Origin of the sequence: Streptomyces sp. WMMC500, from assembly GCF_027497195.1 — a bacterium.
Taxonomy (GTDB): domain Bacteria; phylum Actinomycetota; class Actinomycetes; order Streptomycetales; family Streptomycetaceae; genus Streptomyces.
Genome location: NZ_CP114905.1, coordinates 1,486,466 through 1,506,106, shown reverse-complemented (window position 1 = coordinate 1,506,106; position 19,641 = coordinate 1,486,466). Strand labels below are relative to the sequence as shown.

15 protein-coding genes and 1 pseudogene are annotated in these 19,641 nt (G+C 74.2%); 3 read left to right on the top strand and 13 right to left on the bottom strand.

All coding sequences use genetic code 11. The annotated features are described in order from the left end of the window. Positions 1 to 74: 74 nt before the first annotated feature. A complete protein-coding gene (locus O7599_RS06025; RefSeq protein ID WP_281621054.1) occupies positions 75 to 500 on the top strand; it encodes a hypothetical protein in 426 nt (141 codons plus the stop codon). 60 nt (positions 501 to 560) lie between these two features. Here O7599_RS06025 and O7599_RS06020 read toward each other — a convergent pair whose 3' ends face one another. The 4 genes and pseudogenes from O7599_RS06020 to O7599_RS06005 all read right to left on the bottom strand — a co-directional run bounded on the left by O7599_RS06020 (position 561) and on the right by O7599_RS06005 (position 7,763). Then, entirely contained in the window at positions 561 to 2,672 is a 2,112-nt protein-coding gene (locus O7599_RS06020; protein ID WP_281621053.1) for a sulfatase-like hydrolase/transferase, read from the bottom strand. 166 nt (positions 2,673 to 2,838) lie between these two features. Next, positions 2,839 to 5,274 carry a DUF6493 family protein gene (locus O7599_RS06015; protein WP_281621052.1) on the bottom strand — a complete coding sequence of 812 codons (2,436 nt, stop codon included), beginning with the start codon at positions 5,272 to 5,274 and terminating at the stop codon, positions 2,839 to 2,841. Positions 5,275 to 5,359: 85 nt separating this feature from the next. Beyond that, positions 5,360 to 6,790 carry an SWIM zinc finger family protein gene (locus O7599_RS06010; RefSeq protein WP_281621051.1) on the bottom strand — a complete coding sequence of 477 codons (1,431 nt, stop codon included), beginning with the start codon at positions 6,788 to 6,790 and terminating at the stop codon, positions 5,360 to 5,362. A gap of 129 nt (positions 6,791 to 6,919) precedes the next feature. After that, positions 6,920 to 7,763: pseudogene (locus tag O7599_RS06005) on the bottom strand (helix-turn-helix transcriptional regulator). A 73-nt stretch (positions 7,764 to 7,836) separates the two neighbouring features. On the opposite strand from O7599_RS06005, the gene O7599_RS06000 reads away from it, so the two are divergent. Next, complete coding sequence (locus O7599_RS06000; RefSeq protein ID WP_281621050.1) at positions 7,837 to 8,145, top strand: 4a-hydroxytetrahydrobiopterin dehydratase; 309 nt, start codon at positions 7,837 to 7,839, stop codon at positions 8,143 to 8,145. Between the two features lie 30 nt (positions 8,146 to 8,175). Here the strand turns inward: O7599_RS06000 and O7599_RS05995 are convergent, their stop codons facing one another. From O7599_RS05995 to fdhD, 9 genes are all read right to left on the bottom strand, one after another. Then, complete coding sequence (locus O7599_RS05995; protein WP_281621049.1) at positions 8,176 to 8,901, bottom strand: tyrosine-protein phosphatase; 726 nt, start codon at positions 8,899 to 8,901, stop codon at positions 8,176 to 8,178. A 101-nt stretch (positions 8,902 to 9,002) separates the two neighbouring features. Continuing rightward, positions 9,003 to 9,830 (bottom strand): aldo/keto reductase, encoded by an 828-nt coding sequence (locus tag O7599_RS05990; protein WP_281621048.1) that lies wholly within the window; start codon positions 9,828 to 9,830, stop codon positions 9,003 to 9,005. Positions 9,831 to 9,956: 126 nt separating this feature from the next. After that, complete coding sequence (locus O7599_RS05985) at positions 9,957 to 11,780, bottom strand: long-chain fatty acid--CoA ligase (RefSeq protein ID WP_281621047.1); 1,824 nt, start codon at positions 11,778 to 11,780, stop codon at positions 9,957 to 9,959. Positions 11,781 to 12,044: 264 nt separating this feature from the next. Further along, positions 12,045 to 13,490 carry a lipase maturation factor family protein gene (locus O7599_RS05980; protein ID WP_281621046.1) on the bottom strand — a complete coding sequence of 482 codons (1,446 nt, stop codon included), beginning with the start codon at positions 13,488 to 13,490 and terminating at the stop codon, positions 12,045 to 12,047. Between the two features lie 124 nt (positions 13,491 to 13,614). Then, entirely contained in the window at positions 13,615 to 14,046 is a 432-nt protein-coding gene (locus O7599_RS05975) for a hypothetical protein (RefSeq protein ID WP_281621045.1), read from the bottom strand. 181 nt (positions 14,047 to 14,227) lie between these two features. Then, the gene (locus tag O7599_RS05970) at positions 14,228 to 15,106 is read right to left on the bottom strand and encodes a hypothetical protein (RefSeq protein WP_281621044.1); all 879 of its coding nucleotides are present in this window, start codon (positions 15,104 to 15,106) and stop codon (positions 14,228 to 14,230) included. Between the two features lie 492 nt (positions 15,107 to 15,598). After that, positions 15,599 to 16,465, bottom strand: coding sequence for a thioesterase family protein (locus O7599_RS05965; protein ID WP_281621043.1), 867 nt, complete (start codon positions 16,463 to 16,465; stop codon positions 15,599 to 15,601). Beyond that, positions 16,462 to 17,076 carry a TetR/AcrR family transcriptional regulator gene (locus tag O7599_RS05960; RefSeq protein WP_281621042.1) on the bottom strand — a complete coding sequence of 205 codons (615 nt, stop codon included), beginning with the start codon at positions 17,074 to 17,076 and terminating at the stop codon, positions 16,462 to 16,464. Before O7599_RS05960 ends, O7599_RS05965 begins: the two co-directional genes overlap by 4 nt. Before the next feature lie 49 nt (positions 17,077 to 17,125). Next, a complete protein-coding gene (gene fdhD, locus O7599_RS05955) occupies positions 17,126 to 17,959 on the bottom strand; it encodes a formate dehydrogenase accessory sulfurtransferase FdhD (protein ID WP_281621041.1) in 834 nt (277 codons plus the stop codon). A 181-nt stretch (positions 17,960 to 18,140) separates the two neighbouring features. Here fdhD and O7599_RS05950 point away from each other — a divergent pair, with 181 nt between their 5' ends. Then, positions 18,141 to 19,322, top strand: coding sequence for an ROK family transcriptional regulator (locus O7599_RS05950; RefSeq protein WP_281621040.1), 1,182 nt, complete (start codon positions 18,141 to 18,143; stop codon positions 19,320 to 19,322). Positions 19,323 to 19,641: the final 319 nt, after the last annotated feature.

Here is a 19,641-nt window from a genome sequence, read left to right as displayed (position 1 = left end):
GGCGCACTCCGGCCCGGGTTCCGGCTCAGTTCCGGCACTGACCTGTCTCGATGTCGTTCGGAGGGTGATCCGTCATGTCCGCAGCCGTCTCCCCGACCGCCGCCACCGCCCCGCAGATCACGCTCCGCCGCTGCCTGGGGCTCGACTCCGTCGTCACCGGCGCCAACGGGCTGGTGTACCTGGCGCTCTCCGGCCCCGTCTCCGACCTGCTCGGCGTGGACCGCGGGCTGCTGCTCGTACTCGGCGCGGCGCTCGTCGTCTACGCCCTCGACGTCGCCTGGATCGCCCGCAAGCCCGTGCCGCCCGCGGGGCTGGTGGCGCTGGTCGTCGACGTCAACGTCGCGTGGGCGGTGGCGAGCGTCGTCGTCCTCGTCGCCGGCGTCCTCGACCCGACGACCGCGGGGTACGTGTGGATCCCGCTGCAGGCCGCGGTGGTGCTGGGCTTCGCGGTCGTGCAGTACGGGCTGCTCCGCGGCGTACGGGCCGCGTCCGGGCGCTGACCGCCCAGGACGTACGGGCCGCCGCCCCGGTGCTCGCCGGGGCGGCGGCCCGTAGCGCCGTCAGCGCACCAGCAGCGCCACGATCTTCCAGTTCGCAGTGTCCGGCGCGCTGACGCGCAGTTCGGTCACCCGGCCCGAGTCGCCGCCGTCGAGGGTGAACTCCTCCCACTGGTACGCGCCCGCCGGCACCTGCGGGCCGGGCGCGATCACCTCGGTCCCGTCCGCCGCGACGACGATCCCGGGGGTGGCGTACCCGTCGTCGCCGCGCAGCACGGAGATCGTGCGCGGGCCCGCGGGCAGGCGCAGCCGGAGCAGCGCCGCCGGCTGGTTGTTGACCATGTCGCGGCGCAGCACGTCCGGGGCGCCGCGGTCGCGGGACAGGGGCGCCGGGGTCCCGCCCGCCCAGCCGTAGCCGGCGGTCTCCGCCCAGGAGGAGTCCGGGGTCAGCGCGCGGTAGGAGGGGGTGACCGGGGAACCGGCCGGGCCGGCGTCGAGCGCGAGGGCGACGTCGTCGCCGTGCGGCACGGCGTACACCCGCACCGGCTCGCCCGGCACCGTCCGCCCGTCGACCTCGGCGCGCGGCGTCAGTTCGTACGTCGCCAGCCGCCCCGCGGGGGCGCCGACCGCGGCGGGCGGGGTGACCTCGACGTCGAGCACCGGCTCGGTGTCGAGGTCCACGACCTGCCGCACGGTCGTCGTGGCCCAGCCGTCGGGCGCCGTCAGCGAGACCGTGACCTCCGCGACGGGCTCGCCGCCGGGGCGCAGCGCGCGTGTCAGCCGTACCCGTACGGTGGCGGGGCGGCCGGCCAACAGCGGCAGGTCTGCGGCGAGCGCCACCGGCGGGCGCTGCTCGCGCGCGATGTCCTCCTCCAGCGCCGTCAGGAACTCCCGCAGCCGCGCGGTCACTTCCGGCTGCCGGGCCGTCAGGTTCACCGACTCCCGCGGGTCCGCGTCGAGGTCGTACAGCTCCGGCAGATAGCGCTGGTCCGAGCCGCGCCGGCGGACGTGCAGCTTCCACCGTCCGTCGCGTACGGCCGCGGCCCGCGCGCCGAGGAAGAACGGCACCGGCGCGCGCTCCCGCAGCCGGGCGCCGCGCAGCGTCGCCGTGAGGTCGGTGCCGTCCAGCGCCACGCCCGGCTCCGGTTCGACGCCGGCGAGGGAGCACACGGTCGGCAGCAGGTCGAGGAACGAGACCACGTCGTCCGACTCCCGGCCGCGCGGCACGGTGCCCGTCCAGCGGGCGAGGAACGGCACCCGCACGCCGCCCTCGAAGACCTCGAACTTCCGCGAGCGCAGCCCGCCGGACGAGCCCTCGAACCAGGGGCCGTTGTCGCTGGTCACGATGATCAGGGTGTCCCGGTCGAGGCCGCGGTCGGCCAGCGCGTCGAAGAGGCGGCCCAGGTGGTGGTCGACGGACTCGACGGCGTCGCCGTAGAGGCCGCCGCGGGAGCGGCCCGCGAACTCCGGCTCGACGGCGAGCGGCAGGTGGGGCATGGTCTCGGTGAGGTAGAGGAAGAACGGCCGGTTCCCGGCGCGGTCGATCACGTCGACGGCCTCGTCGGTGAAGCGCCGGGTGAGCGTCGCCAGGTCGGCGTCGCTGCGCAGGATCTCCACGGGTTCCCCGTCGCGCCAGACCTCGGTGGGGTACGTGTCCGCCGTGTACATCGCGTCGACGCCGAAGAAGGAGTCGAAGCCGTGCCGCGCCGGGTGGTGTTCGTCGAGCCGGCCGAGGTGCCACTTGCCGATCGCCGCGGTCACGTAACCCGCGGAGCGCAGGTACTCGGGGAGGGTCCGCTCCCGCGTGGCCAGCCCGTGCGGGTCGTCCCGGCTCAGCACGTCGGGGATGCCCGTGCGCGGGGGCACGCGGCCGGTGAGCAGCGCGGCGCGCGACGGGCTGCACACGGGGGCGCCGCTGTAGCCCTGGGTGAAGCGGGTGCCCTGGCGGGCGAGCCGGTCCAGATGCGGGGTGCGGATCAGCGGGTGGCCGTAGCAGCCGAGGTCGCCGTAGCCCAGGTCGTCCATGAGGATCACGATGACGTTCGGGGCGCCGCCCGGGGGCCGGGCGGGCTGTGCGGCCGCCGACCGCGGGTGGGTCCCGCCGACCGAGACCGATAACGCGCCGGCACCGAGCGTGAGTGCCGATCCTGCGAGGACGTCGCGGCGGCCGACCAAGGCGGACTCCCTTCGGACGCCGGCACATCGGGAGACCGGCAGATGCCGCTGATCCTCGGACTCCGGCGATACCTGCGTCAAACAATGGCGCATGACAGGTATATGAAGGCGTACGGGAGTAATCACGGGCGCCGGCCGGGGGCACCGCGGTGCCCCCGGCCCGGCGTCAGCCGGGCAGGACGCCGTGCAGCCGGCGTGCCTCCTTCACCAGGCGGGACTTCGGCGGCCGGGACGCCACCTCCGCCAGGCCGGGTATCCCGCCCTCCGCGCCGGCGCGGGGGGCGAGGTCCGTTGCCAGCGCCAGCAGATCGCTCAGGCCGCGGAGACCCGCGCCGGACGGCAGCAGCCGCGGCAGGAGCCCCGAGACCACGGGCCACACCGCCCTGGCGCCCACCGCCGCCGAGGCGTCGCCGAGCGCGGACGCGAGGCGAGAGGCCATCGGCACCGTCAGCTCACCGAGGGCCGCGGCAAGCCCCGCCGGGTCCAACTCCCCGCGCGAGACCATGACGACCACCGCGTCCACCGCGGCGGCCCGGTCCTCACGGCGGTCCTCGTTCAGTCCCTCGGCCAGGGCGCGGTGCATCGCCTCGCCCTTGTGGCCGGGCAGCGCCGCAAGCCGCTCCAGGGTCCGGCAGTCCATGCGGGCCCCGCTGCGGCGCGTGAGATACCACGCCCAGTCGGCCTGGACGTCCGGGTCGCACGGGAGGTCCTCCGGACGGCAGGGGAACACCGACCGCCCGTGGACCGGGCTGCGTCCCTCCGTGGGGCCGGGCCCGGCCAGCAGGGTGGCGAACGGCTCGGGGTAGGCGGCCGGATCCGCGCTCCCTCCGCCCGTCCGGAGCCGGTCGGCGAGGCGGCGCCCCGCGGGCGAGGCGAGCGACCCGGCGGCGGCGCGCGCGTCCGCACCGCCCTCCGGTACGGCCCGCAGCAGCGCCTGCGCCAGATCCACCGGCCCCGGCTCGGCGCCCAGCCGCTCGTACTCGGCGATCCGCGCGACGAGTTCGGCCGGGTCTATCGTGCCGTCGTCGTGGGTGGCGGTGGCCAGGAGGAACGGGGTCGTGACGCCGTTTCGGAGCCGGTCGACCAGCTCCCGCCCGCGGATTTCCACCATGGTGTCGAACGCCGACCCGGTGCCCGGATACGGCACCCCGCAGACGGCCGCGGCCACCCCCAGGAGGTTCCACGGCTCGTGCCCGGCCTGGGAGAACCAGTCGAGGAGATCGGCGACCCCCTCCCGCAGCGCCGCCGCGAGTTGCCCGTGGTCCCGGTGGGCGTGGCGGACCAGGCGGTCCAGCAGGGCGTCCTCGAACGGGCCGTCGTCCTGGTGGCGGCGCCACCAGACGCGCAGCTCCGCCGCGACGTCCTCCGGGGTGTCGGCCACCGGGCGGTCCAGCCGCGCCGCCTTCGGCGGCGGGGGCGGGACGACGTCGGGTTCGCGCTCCGGGACCGCGGCCGCCGCGGGAGCCTCGGCGTTCCGCGGCAGGTGACGGGCGATCAGCCGCTCGACCCGCTCCCGCAGCGCCGCGTCCGCCAGCGAGTCCCGTGCCTCGGTCAGTACCTCGACCACGGCGCCCGCGGTCGCGGGCTCCCGCCGGACGACCTGGTCCAGCCAGGCCAGTTGGGCCCGGACCAGCTTCTTCTCGGGGCGCAGCAGCGCGTCGCGCGACACGTCCACGACCGCGGCGGGCGCCAGGATCCCGCGGAGCACCTGCTGGGCGTGGGCGGCGACGGTGGACGGGCCGTCGAGCAGCAGACGGACGTAGTCGTCCGTGTACGGCGCGCACTCCTCCGCCGAAGGTGCGAGCTTCTCCAGCGTCCACAGCCGGAACCGCACGTCCACGGCGGCTCCGGTGCCCCGGACCAGCGAAGCGAGCACGGCGTCGTGGAGGCGGCCGGCGTCGAGGGTGCCGTCGGCGGCGAGCGCCGCGAGCGCGGCGGGCCAGGAGTAGTCCGGGTCGTCGCGCTCGTACGGGCCCGAGTTCGCGTAGCCCGGCACCCCGTCGATCTCGAACAGCCGGTGGGTGAGGTGCTGCAGGAACCGGTCTTCCCCGAGGATGACGGCGAGCGGGCGCTCGTCCCAGGTCGGCGGAGTGGTGTCCAGGTTGTAGCGGCTGGCCGCCTTCCGTGCCCACGTGAGGACGAACGCGTCGGTGACCGGGACGGGGCAGCCGGAGCGCCGGATGAGTTCGACGGCCAGGCGGTAGTACGGCAGTGTGCCCTCGTCCAGGCGGCCGTCGGCGATCCGGCGGACCAACTCGGCCTGGAAGTCGGTGTCGCGGGTGCCGGGCCCGTCGGCGAACAGACAGGCGACGAGGGCTTCGTCGGGCCGCCAGCCCGGTATGGAGGCGACCCGGGTCTTGCCCTTGAGCAGCCACTCGGCGACGGCCGGGACGCTCTCGAGGCACCCGGCGCCGGCGAGCTGGACGGCGATGCGACGCGGTTCGTCGTAGGTCCACAGGCTGATCCTGCTGAGTGACGCGCGGGCGGCCTTCAGCTCGGGAACGGCGGCGCGGCGCTCGTCCGCGGTCATGGCGGCCAGGGCATCGGGGACAGCGAGGTAGTCCCCGCTGTCGATGAGCGTGAACAGCGGGTGGTCGGACATGTGGGGCGGCACTCCTTTGTGCGGCGGTGCAGTCGGTGCATGGTGCGGGTCGATGCGGGGGGTGTCGGGCGGAGGTGTCGGGTGGTCAGCGGCCGTGGCCCGCTTCGGTGTTGTCCGGGGTGTTCGCTCCGGTCACCGAGTCGTCCGGGGCGATGCGCACGGCCAGGGCGTGACTGCAGGGCCCGCGGCGGCCCCGGTGCTCGGCCCACCACTGGCAGGTACACGCTGATGCCGCCCGGGTGGTTCCGGCGTCGGCGCGCACCCGGTGCGTGCGCCCGTCGGTGGTCGTGACCTCCGCGAGGCCCGGGCCCAGGCGGCGCACCCCGCCGGCGGCGACGATCGCGCGCGCGGTCCGCAGCCGCGGGTTGTGGTCCTCGGCCCGGCCGGGGACGAACGGCAGCTCACGGTGGAAGTACGCGGCCGTGGCGGCGTCGTAGCCCACCCGGCCGTCCACCCCGAGGCGGGTGAGCGCGGCGCGGGTCCGCTCGACCGTCAGCCCCGCCTCGGCGGCCAGCCCGGCGGTGTCGATTTGGGAGTCCCAGGCGAGGAGGACGGACAGCAGCTCGGCATCGGCCTCGACGTCGGGCCCGGCGAGATCGTCCAGCACCGCCCCCTCGCCGGAGAACCCCCGGCCCGTCTCGGGCGACAGGGTCAGCGTCAGCCGCAGGCCGGCCGCGAGGGATATCTCCCACGCCGCGGCCTGCGTGCCGCTGCGGGCGGTGACCGGCGGCCCGTAGAGGCGGAGGCCGCGGGCGTGCCGCAGCACGCGGCGCAGCGCGGTGAGGCGCTGCGGCCCCGGCAGGCACACGGCCCCCGGCGCGGGCCGGGACGTGCTGCGCAGGCGCCCGCCGTGGGCGACGACCCACTCCGCGCCGCGGGCGGCGTTGCCGGCACCGGCCCGCGGCAGGGTGCGCAGGAAGCGGAGCGTCTCGGCCGCGGTCACCTCGGCGCGGAGGTCGAACCGGGAGGTGAGCAGCGGTGTTTCGGCGAAGCCGCGGATCCAGCGGTCGGGCAGCGGGACCTTCTTCTCGACGATCCGGCCGCCGCCCGTCCGGACGGCGAGCGCGTCGGGCCCGACGGTGAGGCCGAGCGGCTCCCCTCCGGTCAGCCGCCCGAGGGCGTCCCGCAGCGGGAGGTTGACGTCGACGTTCGTGGTGCCGCGGCCGACGTCCCCGCCGTCCAGTCCGGCCGGGGGCACGTCGAGCCGGGCGTGCACGCCGCAGCAGCCCGAGAACGACTCGAACCGCAGCCCGCCGCCCCCGGCGGTGACCACGGGATCGAGGCTCGCGGACCCGGTGCGCCGGGGGTCGTAGTAGCGGGCGGCCGCCACGTCGGCGACGGCGAGCAGCGCGGCGGCGGAGGCCCCGGGTTCGGTGAGGTTCCCGTCGAAGAAGCGGGGGTGGGCGGCATCTCCGGCCGGGGTGCGTCCCCCGCTCGTCTGCAGGGCGAGGGCGCGCACGGCGGCGTCGAAGGCGGACGAGTCGCGGTAGGCGTACGTCGCGGTGGCTGAGGGCATGGGACGGAACTCTAGACCCGGGGGCTGACACTCCCGTCGCCCGCGGCCACCGCCTCCTGCCCCCGCCGCGGCCGGGGCCCGCCGTGCGTGCCGCGGGGGCGTGCCGCCGGGGCGGGGCGGGCCGGCGGGTCAGGAGCCGAGCTGCTGGCGCAGGTACTTCGTCGTCTCCGGGTCCGCGGGCAGCAGCGTCTCGAGCGCAAGCTCCGAGACCGTCACGTCCATGGGCGTGTTGAACGTGGAGATGGTGGAGACGAAGGACAGCACGTGCCCGTCGTGCGCGACCCGCAGCGGCAGCGCGAACGGGGCCCGCCCGCCGACCTCCTCGACCTCCTCGGCGCCCGCCTCCGGCGCGAGCGGATAGGCCGCCACCTCGTCGTACAGCTCCTTCAGCGCGGGCGAGCGGACCAGTGAGAGCTGACGGTCCATCTGGTGCAGCAGATGGGCCCGCCACTGCGGCAGGTTGAGGATCTTCTTCGCCAGCCCGTCGGGGTGCAGCGTCAGCCGCATCGCGTTCAGGGGCGGGCGCAGCAGCTCCTCCGCCACCTCGTCGAGGACCAGCAGGATGCCGCGGTTGGCGGCCACCACGTTGTACGCCCCGTCCACGACCACCGCCGGGAACGGCTCGTGCGGCGACGAGCTGTTCGACGCCCTGGCGCAGCTCGGCCAGCGCCGGGTCGTCCAGCGGCGTCTCGGGGTAGGCCGGCGCGTAGCCGGCGGCGAGGAGCAACGCGTTGCGCTCGCGTACCGGCATGTCCAGGTGCTCGGCGAGCTTGAGCACCATCGCCCGGCTCGGCCGCGACCGGCCGGTCTCGACGAAGCTGATGTGGCGCGCCGAGGAGTCCGCGCGCAGCGCCAGCTCCAGTTGGCTCAGCCCGCGGCGCTCCCGCCAGCTTCGCAGCAGGGCGCCGGCCGGGTCGCCGGTGCGGGGCGTGCCGTCGGCGGCGGGGGTGACGGGCGGGCCGGGGATCGTCATGTCATCGACGGTAACCGAGGGCCGCGGAGTACCGTCGGGCGGGAACCGCCCCGCCGCGAAGGGAGCACCTCGCATGGCCGTCGAACCGCTTTCCCCCGAGGACACCCAGGACCGGCTGGCCCGGCTGCCGGGCTGGTCGGTGGCCGAGGGCGAGCTGCTGACGCGTACGTACCGCTTCGACTCGCATCCGGCCGCCGCCGCGATGGTCGCGGAGGTCTCCCGGATCCAGGAGGAACTCGGGCACCACGCGATGCTCACGCTCGGCTACAACACCCTCGATCTCTCGGTCAACACCCACAGCGTGGGCGGCCGGGTCACCGAGCTGGACTTCGACCTCGCCCGCCGGGTGGAGGCGGTCGCACCGGAGCACGGCGCGAGCTGAGCAGACCCGGGAGCCCCGCCGCCGGCCGGCTCACGCCGTGGCGAGCAGCCGCTCCCGCGCCGCCGCGACCGTCGCGTCCGGCACACCGGCCGCGGCCAGATAAGCGGCCGGGTCGAAGCCGGCGTGTGTCTCGGCGATGACCTGCGCGGCGGTCCGGCCCGAGCGGGCCTGGATCCCGGCCGTCTCCGCCGTGTCGTCGGCGAGCCCGAGCGCCGCCGCGGCGCGCCGGTGGTTGGGCCCGCTGAGCAGGTAGTCGGCGGCGATGTCCGCCGCGGACACGCCGGCGAGCGCCAGCAGCAGGAACGACGCGAAGCCGGTACGGTCCCGGCCCGCCGCGCAGTGCACCACGACGCCGCCGGGCGGCGCCGCGGCGACCGCGGCGACGATCGCCGCCGGCACCTCCGGGAAATGCTCCAGGTACGCGGCGAAGGTCAGCGGCGTCCCCTCGACGTCCCCCCACTCCCGGAACCACCGCTCGTCGCCCGCCAGCTCGTCCACCGGCACCCGCACGAGCCCGATCCCGTCGGGGCGCGGGTGCGCCGGGGCGTGGTCGGCGGCGTTGCGCAGGTCCACCACGGTCCGTATGCCGTGGTCGGCGACCGCGGCCCAGCCCGCCGCGGACAGCCGGTCCAGGGAGTCGGCGCGCACCAGCGCGCCCCGGACGGTGCGCCGGGCACCGGCCGCGGGCAGTCCGCCGAGGTCGCGTACGTTGAAGCAGCCGTCCCAGTCGAGCGCACGTCCGGCCGGCGCAGCCATCCGATTCCCCCTCGGCCGTCGACTTCCGGTCGCCCCTTCAGACGCCCGTTGCGGGTGCAACGGTTCCGAGCGGGACGACCGGCGAGCGGTGAGCGGGCGCGTCAGTTCACGTCTTCGGGGTTGTCGCCGATGCGGTTGCCCGCGTCCAGGCCCGCGACGCTGGCCATGTCGGCGTCGTCCAGCTCGAAACCGAAGACGTCGATGTTCTCCCGGATCCGCGAGGGCGTGACGGACTTGGGGATGACCACGTTGCCCAGTTGCAGATGCCAGCGCAGCACGACCTGCGCCGGGCTGCGGCCGTGCTTCCCGGCCAGCTCGCGCAGCACGGGCTCGTCCAGCAGCCCCTTGCCCTGGCCCAGCGGCGACCACGCCTCGGTGGCGATGCCGTGCGCGGCGTGGAAGGCGCGCACGTCGGCCTGGGCGAAGTCCGGGTGCAGCTCGACCTGGTTCAGCGCGGGCGGGACGGTGCCCTCGTCCAGGACGCGCTGCAGATGGGAGGGGTGGAAGTTGGACACGCCGATGGCGCGGGCGCGCCCGTCCGCGTAGATCTTCTCCAGGGCCCGCCAGGTGTCCAGGTACTTGTCCTTGGCCGGCGCCGGCCAGTGGATGAGGTAGAGGTCGACGTGGTCCAGGCCCAGCCGGCCCAGCGACTCGTCGAACGCGCGCAGCGCGGCGTCGTAGCCGTGGTCGGAGTTCCACAGCTTGGTGGTGACGAACAGTTCCTCGCGCGGGACGCCGGACTCGGCCAGGGCCTTGCCCGTGCCCTCCTCGTTCCCGTAGATGGCCGCGGTGTCGATGCTCCGGTAACCGGCGTCGAGCGCGGTGCGCACGGTGGCCTCCGCCTCGGAGTCGGGCACCTGCCAGACGCCGAAGCCGAGCTGCGGCATCGCGACGCCGTTGTTGAGGGTGATGGTCGGAACGGTGCTCACGTGGGATGTGTCCCTCTTCGTCGGATCCGTCGAGAAAGTCGGTACGGGCGGTACAGGCGGTTCGCCCTCCCGACGCTAACCGCGATCGGCCGCCGCGGCATTCCCTCGATCACCATCCGGACGGGCCTACGTCCGGTAGAGAGCCTCGACCTCGTTCGCGTACGCCTTCTCGATGGCCTTCCGCTTCAGCTTCAGCGAGGGCGTCAGCAGCCCGTGCTCCTCGGTGAACTGCACGGCCAGTATCCGGAACGTCCGTATCGACTCCGGCGGCGACACATGGGTGTTCGCCGCCACCACCGCCCGCCGGATCTCGGCCTCCAGCTCCCCGTCCCGGACCAGCTCGGACGGCGTCATCGACGGCCGGCCGCGCATGAGCTGCCAGTGCGCGACGCCGTCCGGGTCCAGGGTGACCAGCGCGGCGACGTACGGCCGGTCGTTGCCGACCGCCAGGCACTGCGACACCAGCGGATGCTGGCGCACCCGCTCCTCCAGCGGCACCGGTGAGACGCTCTTGCCGTTCGACGTCACCAGCAGTTCCTTCTTCCGGCCGGTGATCGTCAGATAGCCGTCCGCGTCGAGACTGCCCAGGTCGCCGGTGGCCAGCCATCCGTCGCGCAGCGCCTGCCCGGAGCCGGGGCGGTCGCCGACGTAGCCGCTGAAGACCTGCGGGCCGTGCAGCCAGACCTCGTCGTCCGGGGCGAGGTAGACGGTGATGCCGGGGATGGGGATGCCGACCGTGCCGTAGCGGGGGCGCTCGGGCGGGTTGGCGACCGCGGCGGCGGTGGTCTCCGTCAGGCCGTAGCCCTCGATGACGGCGATGCCCGCACCGGCGAAGAAGAGCCCGAGCCGGCGCTGCATCGCCGAGCCGCCGGAGAACACGAAGCGCGTCCGGCCGCCGAGCGCCGCGCGCATCTTGGCGTAGACCAGCTTGTCGAACACCTGGTGTTCGAGCCGCAGCGCCGGGCTCGGCCCGCGGCCCGCGTCGAAGGACGCCTCCTCGCGTGCCCGGGCGTGCCGGACGGCCACGTCGGCGGCCTTCTCGAAGACGGCGAGCCGGCCCTCCGCCTCGGCCTTGCGGCGGGCGGCGGCGTAGATCTTCTCCAGGATGTGGGGTACGGCCAGGATGAGGCTGGGCCGGAACGCCTTGAGGTCGGCGAGCAGCACCGGCGCCGACGGGTCCGGCTGGTGGCCGAGCTTGACGCCGCCGCGGACCGCGGTGACCTGGATCATCCGCCCGAAGACGTGCGCGAGGGGGAGGAAGAGCAGGGTGGTGGCGGGCTCGCCGTGGTGCGGGCGGAAGAGGGCCTCGTAGCGCAGCAGGATGTTGTCGGCCTCGGCCATGAAGTTGGCGTGGGTCAGCTCGCAGCCGCGGGGCAGGCCGGTGGTGCCGGAGGTGTAGATGACGGTGGCGGGGGAGTCCGGGGTGACGGCGAGGCGGTGCCGCTCGACCACGTCGTCGTCGAGGTGCGCGCCGGCCTCGGTCAGCTCGTCGAGGGCGCCCTCGTCGATCTGCCAGAGCATCGTGAGCCGGGGCAGCTTGTCGATCACCGAGCCGACGGTCATGGCGTGGTCCGCGTGCTCGACGACGCAGGCCACGGCGCCGGCGTCGTGCAGCATCCAGTACGCCTGGTCGGGCGCGGAGGTCGGGTAGACGGGCACGGGCTGGGCGCCGATCGACCAGAGCGCGAAGTCCAGTTGCGTCCACTCGTAGCGGGTCCTGCACATGATCCCCACCCGGTCGCCGAACCGCAGCCCCGCGGCCAGCAGCCCCTTGGCGAGGGCGAGCACCTCGTCGCGGAACGTGCCGATCGTCACGTCCCGCCAGCGGCCGTCGACCTTGCGGGCGAAGGCGACCTGCCCGGGGTCCTGCGCGGCCCGCTGGAAGACCGCGTCCGCCAGGCCCCCCGACTTCGGCGCATCCGCCAGGGCAGGCACGGTGAACTCGCGCAACGCTCTTCTCTCCTCAGACGGTGGGGCGCCCGGCGCGGCGACCGTACCCGAAGAGGCCGCTGAACTGCGGTCCTCCATCACCTCTGCACGGAACCTCTGCGAAGGGCGCACGTCCGGCGGCTCGTCGGGAACGAGTGGCGGGTCCAGCATGGCGCGGCGCGCGGGGGTGCGGGGCGGGGACGGCGAAAGTGGGAGGTGAGGGCGCGGGGGTCCGGTGGGGCCGCGCGCTCCGCCGCCCGGGGCACCGCCCGGGGCCGCAGGGGTTCACGGGCTGAGACCGCCCCGTTCGCGGGCGGTGACGGGCGGCGCGTACTCGCGGACGAACTCCCGCCGCCACCACGCGCCGGTGCGGCGCAGCTCGGACCAGTCGGTGTACTCGTACCGGAACAGCCGGGCGCGCACGCTGCCGGGCGGGCGCTCGGGGAACGGGTTGTGGCGCAGCAGGCGGAGCGTGTCGCGGTCCCCGTCGAGCAGCCGGTGCAGGAAGCCGCCGAACCACCGCTCCGCGTACACGGGGGAGAGCGCGGCGAACCACATCAGCCAGTCGAGCCGCAGATGGTACGGCGCGAACTGCCGCGGCAGCCGCCGCGGATCGCCGGGCTTGCCCCTGAACCCGTACTCCCGCCACTCGCTCGCCTCGGTGGGCCGGGTGTCCGCCGTGCCCTCGACGACGATCTCGTGGCGTACGCGGGTGATGCTGCCGAAGGCGCCGTAGGTGTTGACGAGGTGGAGGGTGTTGAACGAGGCGTTCATCCGCTGCCGCCGGGAGAGCAGGTTGCGGGCGGGCCACCAGCTCAGCGCCAGCACGAGGGCGGTCACGGCGAAGACGGCGACCGTGAACCACAGCGGCGGGTCGGCGGGTGCGGACGGCTCGCTCAGCGGCGTCAGGTCGGCGACCAGGCGACCGTCGACGGCGGTGAGGGCGACGACGATGGTGATCCAGTTGAGCCAGGCGAAGTTGCCGGAGAGCACCAGCCAGAGCTGGGTGACGACGATGGCGGCGGCGGCCCAGGTGGCGACGGGCTGCGGCGTGAACAGCAGCACCGGCAGACCGAGTTGGGCGACGTGGTTGGCGGCGGCCTCGACGCGGTGGAGCGGGCGGGGCAGGTGGTGGAAGAACCAGCTCAGGGGGCCGGGCATGGGCTGGGTCTCATGATGGAAGTAGAGACAGGTGAGATTCCGCCAGCACCGGTCGCCCCGCATCTTGATCAGCCCGGCACCGAACTCGACCCGGAACAGCAGCCAGCGCAGCAGGAAGAGCACCAGCACCGGCGGCCCCACGGTGTCGTTCCCGAGGAAGACGGCGAGGAACCCGGCCTCCAGCAGCAGCGACTCCCAGCCGAACGAGTACCACGCCTGACCGACGTTGACGATCGACAGATACAGCGCCCACAGCACGGCCCACAGCAGCATCGCCGCCCACAACGGCACCGCGTCCGCCGCCCCACCGGCCACCGCGGCGGCCAGGACCGCACCGCCCCAGGCGACGGCGGCGAACAGCCGGTCGGAGTAGCGCCACTGGAACAGACTCGGCGCGCGCCGAAAGGGCACCCGGTCGGTGAACCGCGGCACGGGCAGCATGCCGCGGGCACCGATGAGCGGCCGGAACTGCCGCGCCGCGGCGACGAAGGCGACGACGTATAGCAGGGCGAGCCCACGCTGAAACACCAGCCGGCTCAGCCCGTACCCATCCGCCGAAAACCACTCCACGACGCCATCCGTACCACCACCCCCAGGCCCCCCACACCCCGCCGCGCGGAACGGGCCCGGCGAGGGCGCCTTCGGATGAGACCGCCGACGCCCCCGGACGCCCGCCGCACCGCGCGTCCGGCTCTCAGCCTGACGCGGTGCCGACCGGCCCTTTCTGGTCGAACACCACGAGCGGCGGATACGACACTCCGCCCGCCCCGGCAAGTTGCGGATGCCGGGCGGCGACCGGTTCCCGGACGGCCATTGCTTCGGGCCAGGTGTCGATCAGTTCGCCGCGGCCGAGGACGACTCCGTCCCAGTCGGTGTCTTCGGTGCGCCCATAGCGGTCGATGACATAGCCCACCGTTTCCTGCCAGGAGTCGTGCACGGCACGTGTGAGGGCATCCACCACCCGGTCCAGTTGGTCACCGAGCCCGTCGAGGCCGAACTCGACGGCGGCACCGCCACCGACCAGAGCCCGAAAGCGCACGTAGACGTCAGCCCCCGCATCGACCCAAAGCTGGAGGCTGAGTGCCGCCCCATGGACCAGGCCGGCGGCCGGGCCCAGGTCCCGCATGCTGATCGGCTCCTGCTCTCCCCAGGAGTCGGGTCCACTGGTGAGCGTGGTGATGAGACCCGTGCCGGTTCGCCGTCCGCAGTCCCTCGCGGTCGAGGAGATCGAGCATATGAAGCGCTCGCGGGGCGTCCCAGGTCTGCCGGTACCAGTAAGAGAATCCGTCGCTCACCGCGCACCACCGTTAGCTGAAAATACGCACATTGCCGTCACCGAGTGTTCTTTTCGCCAGATTTACGGCAGCATCTGGTGTGCCCTTCTCAAAATACGCCCGCGCGCCTGCACGGTCGGAACGCGGCTGCTTCCCGCTCTCACCGCTCGAAGACGCCTGTGAAGGGCGGCGAGCCGCGTCTCCTCCCCCGCCCGCGGCGCTGGCGAGGGCGACGGCGCTGCCGCCGAGGAGGGCGCGGCCGCCGGAGGCGAGGGCGATGCCGGCCCACATGAGGGCTTCCATCAGCGCCGCGAACAGTGTGGCCGCCACGACCGGGTCGACGATGGTGTCGTCGGCCTCGTAGCCCTTCAGGCGCAGGGCCAGCAGCAGCGCGCTGACGGCGAGGGCGCCGCCGGTGCCGTACAGCCGCAGGCGCAGCAGGGTCAGCGGCTCGCCCTGAGGGAGGTCGCTGATGGCGCGGCGGGTGCGCAGCATCAGGACCATCTGGAGGATCAGCCAGGCCAGTGCGGCTATCGCGCAGGCCAGGAGCAGGGTGTGGCCGGTGCCGGAGGTGAACCAGTTCTGCAGGTCGGTGGTCTGGGGGTACGAGCCGACGCCGAGCGCCAGCACCGCCGGGGCGGCGAGCAGCAGGGGTATCAGGTACAGCCAGCGCCGGCGGCGCACGGTCCGGCCGACGGGGTCGGCCTTGAGGTGGGCTCGTAGGCGCGTGGCATCCCAGGCTTGGTCGTGGTTGACCTCGTTGAGGCGTTGGGCCACCTCGGCGACCGTCTGGTGCAGGGCCTCTGGCTCGTGAGGTGCGCTGTAGAAGAGGGCGCGGCGGGCGCGGGCGAAGCGGACGGCGATCGTCGCGGTCCACGGCAGGCAGCAGGCCGCGAAGCTCGCCGGCGCCACGGTGCCGGTGCGGCCCCGATCGCCAGCCCCAGCGGTAGCAGACCGGCCAGCCGCCGCGCCGCCCCGGGTCCGCGCAGCAGCAGGCCCGCGCCCAGGCCCGCGAGCGCGCCCCACACCAGGTGCAGGGAGGCGCCGAGTTCCGGACTGAGAGCACCGATGCTCACGGTGCCGATCGAGGCGGGCAGCCAGGTGGTCAGCACCCCGCTGAAATCGGGCACATAGGTGAGGTCCAGGCTGATCCCGCCGGGGATCATCCACCCGCCGCCGGGGAAGGCCTCCGCCTTCTGCGCGTCGGTGACCCGCGCGAGCAGGACCTCCAGCAGCCCGAACCCCGCCCCCGCCCCGGCGCCGAGGACGAGACAGTCGGAACGTCACGAGCAACCCCCAAGCGTCACGGCGACCGCAAAGCGGCACACGAGACTTGGGGGCCTCAGGAGATCACGGCAAGCACACCTTCGATCACCGAACGGGACGGGGTCGTGGCGGATGCGCTCAGGGCTGTCGCGGCAGGCGGGCCAACTGGCGGGACTGGGCCACCAGACGGTCCGCCGAGTCCCAGATCTCCGCGTCCTCCTCCATGCAGCCGCCCGCGACGTTGCGCGTCGTGTGGATCACCCGCAGCCATCCCGGCGCCGGGCTGGCGCGTACGTGGGCGGTCAGTTCCAGCGTCGGGGCCCAGCCGGGCATGCCCAGGTCGAAGGTCACCGGGGGGAGGATGTCGACGGCCGTCAGAAGCAGCAGGGTGTCCGGGTCGCGGGATTCCGGGAGGCGGAACCAGCCCTTCATCTCGCCCCGTCCCGACGGGGCCCCCACCGCCCAGCCCACGCATGACGGGTCCAGCCTGAGGTCGGCGCGGTCGAGCATCGGGGACTCCGCGCGGAACTCCGGCGGGGCCGCGTCGCTGCCTATGCACTGCTCCACCGGTGCCAGCGAAGGCGGCTTCGCGGAGGTCCAGACGTCGTCGGGCTGGTCGGCGAGGGTGCCGTATGCCGCCAGGACGCGCAGCCGGGGGACCGGGGCGGTGGCCGGGTCCTCCTGCTGGAGGAGTTCCGCGCCGCCGTGGGAGACGGAGTTGCCGCGGCGGATGGTCTCGGTGCGGACGACCGCCGGGCCCGCGGTGGCCGTGGAGAGGTAGTAGGCGGAGACGGACAGCGGGTCCGGGTGGCCGGGGCGGTCGTCGCGGGGCGCGCCGAGTTCGGCGGACAGCGCGCGGGCGGTCACCGCAAGCAGCACGCCGCCGTTGATGCCCTGGCCGACCTTCCACGCGCCGGGCAGGTCCGTGTCGTACGCGCCGGGCGCGCCCGGCCGCGCGTGGACGGCGGTCTCCCGGTCGAAGTCCGGGGGAGGGGTGGTGGTCATGGCGTGGTTCGCTTTCGTCGTGCGGTGGGTGGGCCGATCTCGAACGCCCCGCAGAGGCCGTCGAGAACGTCGTCGATGGTCGCCGCCCCGGTGGCCAGCGGCAGGGAGCCCCAGGACCACAGTTCGGCGGTGCCGTGCATGGCGGACCAGAGGGCGCCGGTGAGCAGCCGCGGGTCGGCGTCGGCCCGCCAGCCCTCGGCCTGCCGGGCCTCGACCAGGCGCATGAGGTTCTCGAAGCCGCCGAGGGAGGCGCGGCCCAGCTCGCGGTCGTGCGCGTCGAGCAGGTCGCGGCGGAACATGAGCGCGAACATCTCGGGCCGGGCCACGGCGTATTCCACGTACGCGCGCGTGCCCGTACGCAGCCGGAGCGCCGGGCTCGCGTCCGGCGGGAGCTTGGCCAGCGCCTCGCCCGCCCAGTCCTGGAGTTCGTGGAACCCCTGGGTGGCGACGGCCGACAGCAGCGCGGCGCGGTGCGGGAAGTGCTTGAGCGGTGCGCCGTGCGAGACACCGCAGCGCCGGGCGATGGCGCGCAGGGTGAGGGCGTCGACTCCTCGCTCGTCGAGGAGTTCGAGCGCCGCCTGCAGCAGGCGCGCGCGGGTGTCCGCCGTCATGGTGGACAGTGTCTACCACCGAGGTGGACACTGTCTACCCGACCCGGCGTCACAGCGCGATGCGGTGTTCGCCCGCGTACACGTTCATGGTGTCGCCGCGCAGGAAGCCCACCAGCGTCATCCCGGTCTCCACCGCGAGATCGACGGCCAGCGACGACGGCGCGGAGACCGCGGCCAGTACCGGGATCCCGGCCATCGCCGCCTTCTGCGCCAGCTCGAAGGACGCCCGGCCCGAGACCATCAGCACGGTCTCGCCCAACGGCAGCCGGTCCTGCTGCAACGCCCGCCCGACCAGCTTGTCCACCGCGTTGTGCCGGCCCACGTCCTCCCGCAGATCGACCAGCTCACCCGCGCAGGTGAACAGGGCGGCGGCGTGCAGGCCGCCGGTGCGGTCGAAGACCCGCTGCCCGGCCCGCAACCGGTCCGGCAGCGCCGCCAGCACCTCGGGCGACAACCGCACGCCGTCCCGGCCGGCGACCGGCCACCTGGTCGTCGTGCGGACGGCGTCCAGGCTCGCCTTGCCGCACAGCCCGCACGACGACGTCGTGTACACGTTGCGCTCCAGCGTGACGTCCGGCACCGGCACCCCCGCCGCCAGCCGCACGTCCACCACGTTGTACGTGTTCCCGCCCTCCGCACCGTCCACGGCACCCGCGCAGTACGTGATCCCCGCCAACTCCCCACCCCGGGCCAGCACCCCCTCACTGACCAGAAAACCCGCCGCCAGCGCGAAGTCGTCCCCCGGCGTCCGCATCGTCACCGCCAACGCCCGACCGCCCACCCGGATCTCCAGCGGCTCCTCCGCCACCAGCGTGTCCGGCCGCCGCTCCACCCGCCCGCCACGCACCCGCGTCACCGGACGCCGCACCGTCACCCGACCCATGCCGGCCAGCGTACGCCGCCCGTTTGTGACCGAGCTTTGTCCTGGAGGTGGAGAAAGTAGATACCGATTCCTGCAGAACTTCTTCCCTCAGTGGCCAAGCACTGCTACGTTCCCCGTTGAAAGCCGACAACGGCGTACGAGAACGACGTACGCGAGGCCGGGGAGGAGTGGCGTGAGGCGCATGACAGCTCGGCCCGCGAACGCGCACCAGGCGCGACTGCTCCGCCTGCTGCGTGACGGCGGTCCGAACTCTCGGGCGCAACTCGGCGACCAGGTGGAACTGTCCCGCTCCAAGCTGGCGGTCGAGATCGACCGGCTGCTGCAGACCGGGCTCGTGGTCGCCGACGGTCTCGCCGCCTCCCGGGGCGGACGCAGGTCGCACAACATCCGCCTCGCGCCCTCGCTGCGTTTCCTCGGCGTCGACATCGGTGCCACCTCCATCGACGTGGCGGTCACCAACGCGGAGTTGGAGGTGCTCGGCCATCTGACCCAGCCCATGGACGTGCGCGAGGGCCCGGTCGCGGTCTTCGAGCAGGCGCTGGCGATGGCGGCCAAGCTCCGCGCCTCCGGGGTGGCGGAGGGCTTCGACGGCGCCGGCATCGGCGTCCCGGGCCCCGTCCGCTTCCCCGAGGGCGTGCCGGTCGCGCCGCCGATCATGCCCGGCTGGGACGGCTTCCCGGTCCGCGAGGCGCTCAGCCAGGAGCTGGGCTGCCCCGTCATGGTCGACAACGACGTGAACATCATGGCCCAGGGCGAGCAGCACGCCGGCGTCGCCCGCGCCGTGCGGGACTTCCTCTACGTCAAGATCGGCACCGGCATAGGCTGCGGCATCCTCGTCGGCGGCGAGGTCTACCGCGGGACGAACGGCAGCGCCGGCGACATCGGCCACATCCAGGTGGAGGTGGACGGGCGCCCGTGCGCCTGCGGTAACCGCGGCTGCCTGGAGGCGTACTTCGGCGGCTCGGCCCTCGCCCGGGACGCCGAGAACGCCGCCCGCGACGGCCGCTCCGCGCAGTTGGCCGCCCGGCTGGAGGAGAGCGGCGAGCTGGAGGCCAAGGACGTCGCCGTGGCGGCGACCGCAGGCGACGCGGTCGCGCTGGAACTCATCCGCGAGGGCGGCACCCGCACCGGCCAGGTCATCGCCGGCCTGGTCAGCTTCTTCAACCCGGGGCTCGTGGTCATCGGCGGCGGTGTCACCGGCCTCGGTCACACACTGCTCGCCGCCATCCGCACCCAGGTCTACCGCCAGTCACTGCCGCTGGCGACCGGCAACCTGCCCATCGTGCTGGGCGAGCTGGGCCCCACCGCGGGCGTGATCGGCGCCGCCCGGCTCACCAGCGACCACCTGTTCTCGCCCGCCTGACGCCGGGCGCGGACAGTCGCGCACCACCCGTACGGCCCGCACCACCCCCGCCCGACCCTCGCACCACCCGCGCATCACCCGTACGACCCAGGCACCACCACAACACCAGAAGCACCAGCAGCACCACTCGTCCCACCCGTAACACCGGCACCGCCGTACCACCGCAGCACTCCGCAGCACCCCCGGCCGACCGCGGCACCACCCGCGCAGGCCCCCGCACCACCCCGCCCGTGACACCCGCACCGCCCGGTGAACCCGCCCGTTTGCGCTCCACCCTGCCCAACCTGCCCCCGAGCAGGCGCAGAGGGAGCACCGCCGA

Excerpts from the sequence above, each read along its gene's own strand:
- O7599_RS06025 (WP_281621054.1), top strand. The coding sequence starts at position 75 with ATGTCCGCAGCCGTCTCCCCGACCGCCGCCACCGCCCCGCAGATCACG.
- O7599_RS06015 (WP_281621052.1), bottom strand. The coding sequence starts at position 5,274 with ATGTCCGACCACCCGCTGTTCACGCTCATCGACAGCGGGGACTACCTC.
- O7599_RS06010 (WP_281621051.1), bottom strand. The coding sequence starts at position 6,790 with ATGCCCTCAGCCACCGCGACGTACGCCTACCGCGACTCGTCCGCCTTC.
- O7599_RS06000 (WP_281621050.1), top strand. The coding sequence starts at position 7,837 with ATGGCCGTCGAACCGCTTTCCCCCGAGGACACCCAGGACCGGCTGGCC.
- O7599_RS05995 (WP_281621049.1), bottom strand. The coding sequence starts at position 8,901 with ATGGCTGCGCCGGCCGGACGTGCGCTCGACTGGGACGGCTGCTTCAAC.
- O7599_RS05975 (WP_281621045.1), bottom strand. The coding sequence starts at position 14,046 with ATGCGGGACCTGGGCCCGGCCGCCGGCCTGGTCCATGGGGCGGCACTC.
- O7599_RS05965 (WP_281621043.1), bottom strand. The coding sequence starts at position 16,465 with ATGACCACCACCCCTCCCCCGGACTTCGACCGGGAGACCGCCGTCCAC.
- O7599_RS05960 (WP_281621042.1), bottom strand. The coding sequence starts at position 17,076 with ATGACGGCGGACACCCGCGCGCGCCTGCTGCAGGCGGCGCTCGAACTC.
- fdhD (WP_281621041.1), bottom strand. The coding sequence starts at position 17,959 with ATGGGTCGGGTGACGGTGCGGCGTCCGGTGACGCGGGTGCGTGGCGGG.
- O7599_RS05950 (WP_281621040.1), top strand. The coding sequence starts at position 18,141 with ATGACAGCTCGGCCCGCGAACGCGCACCAGGCGCGACTGCTCCGCCTG.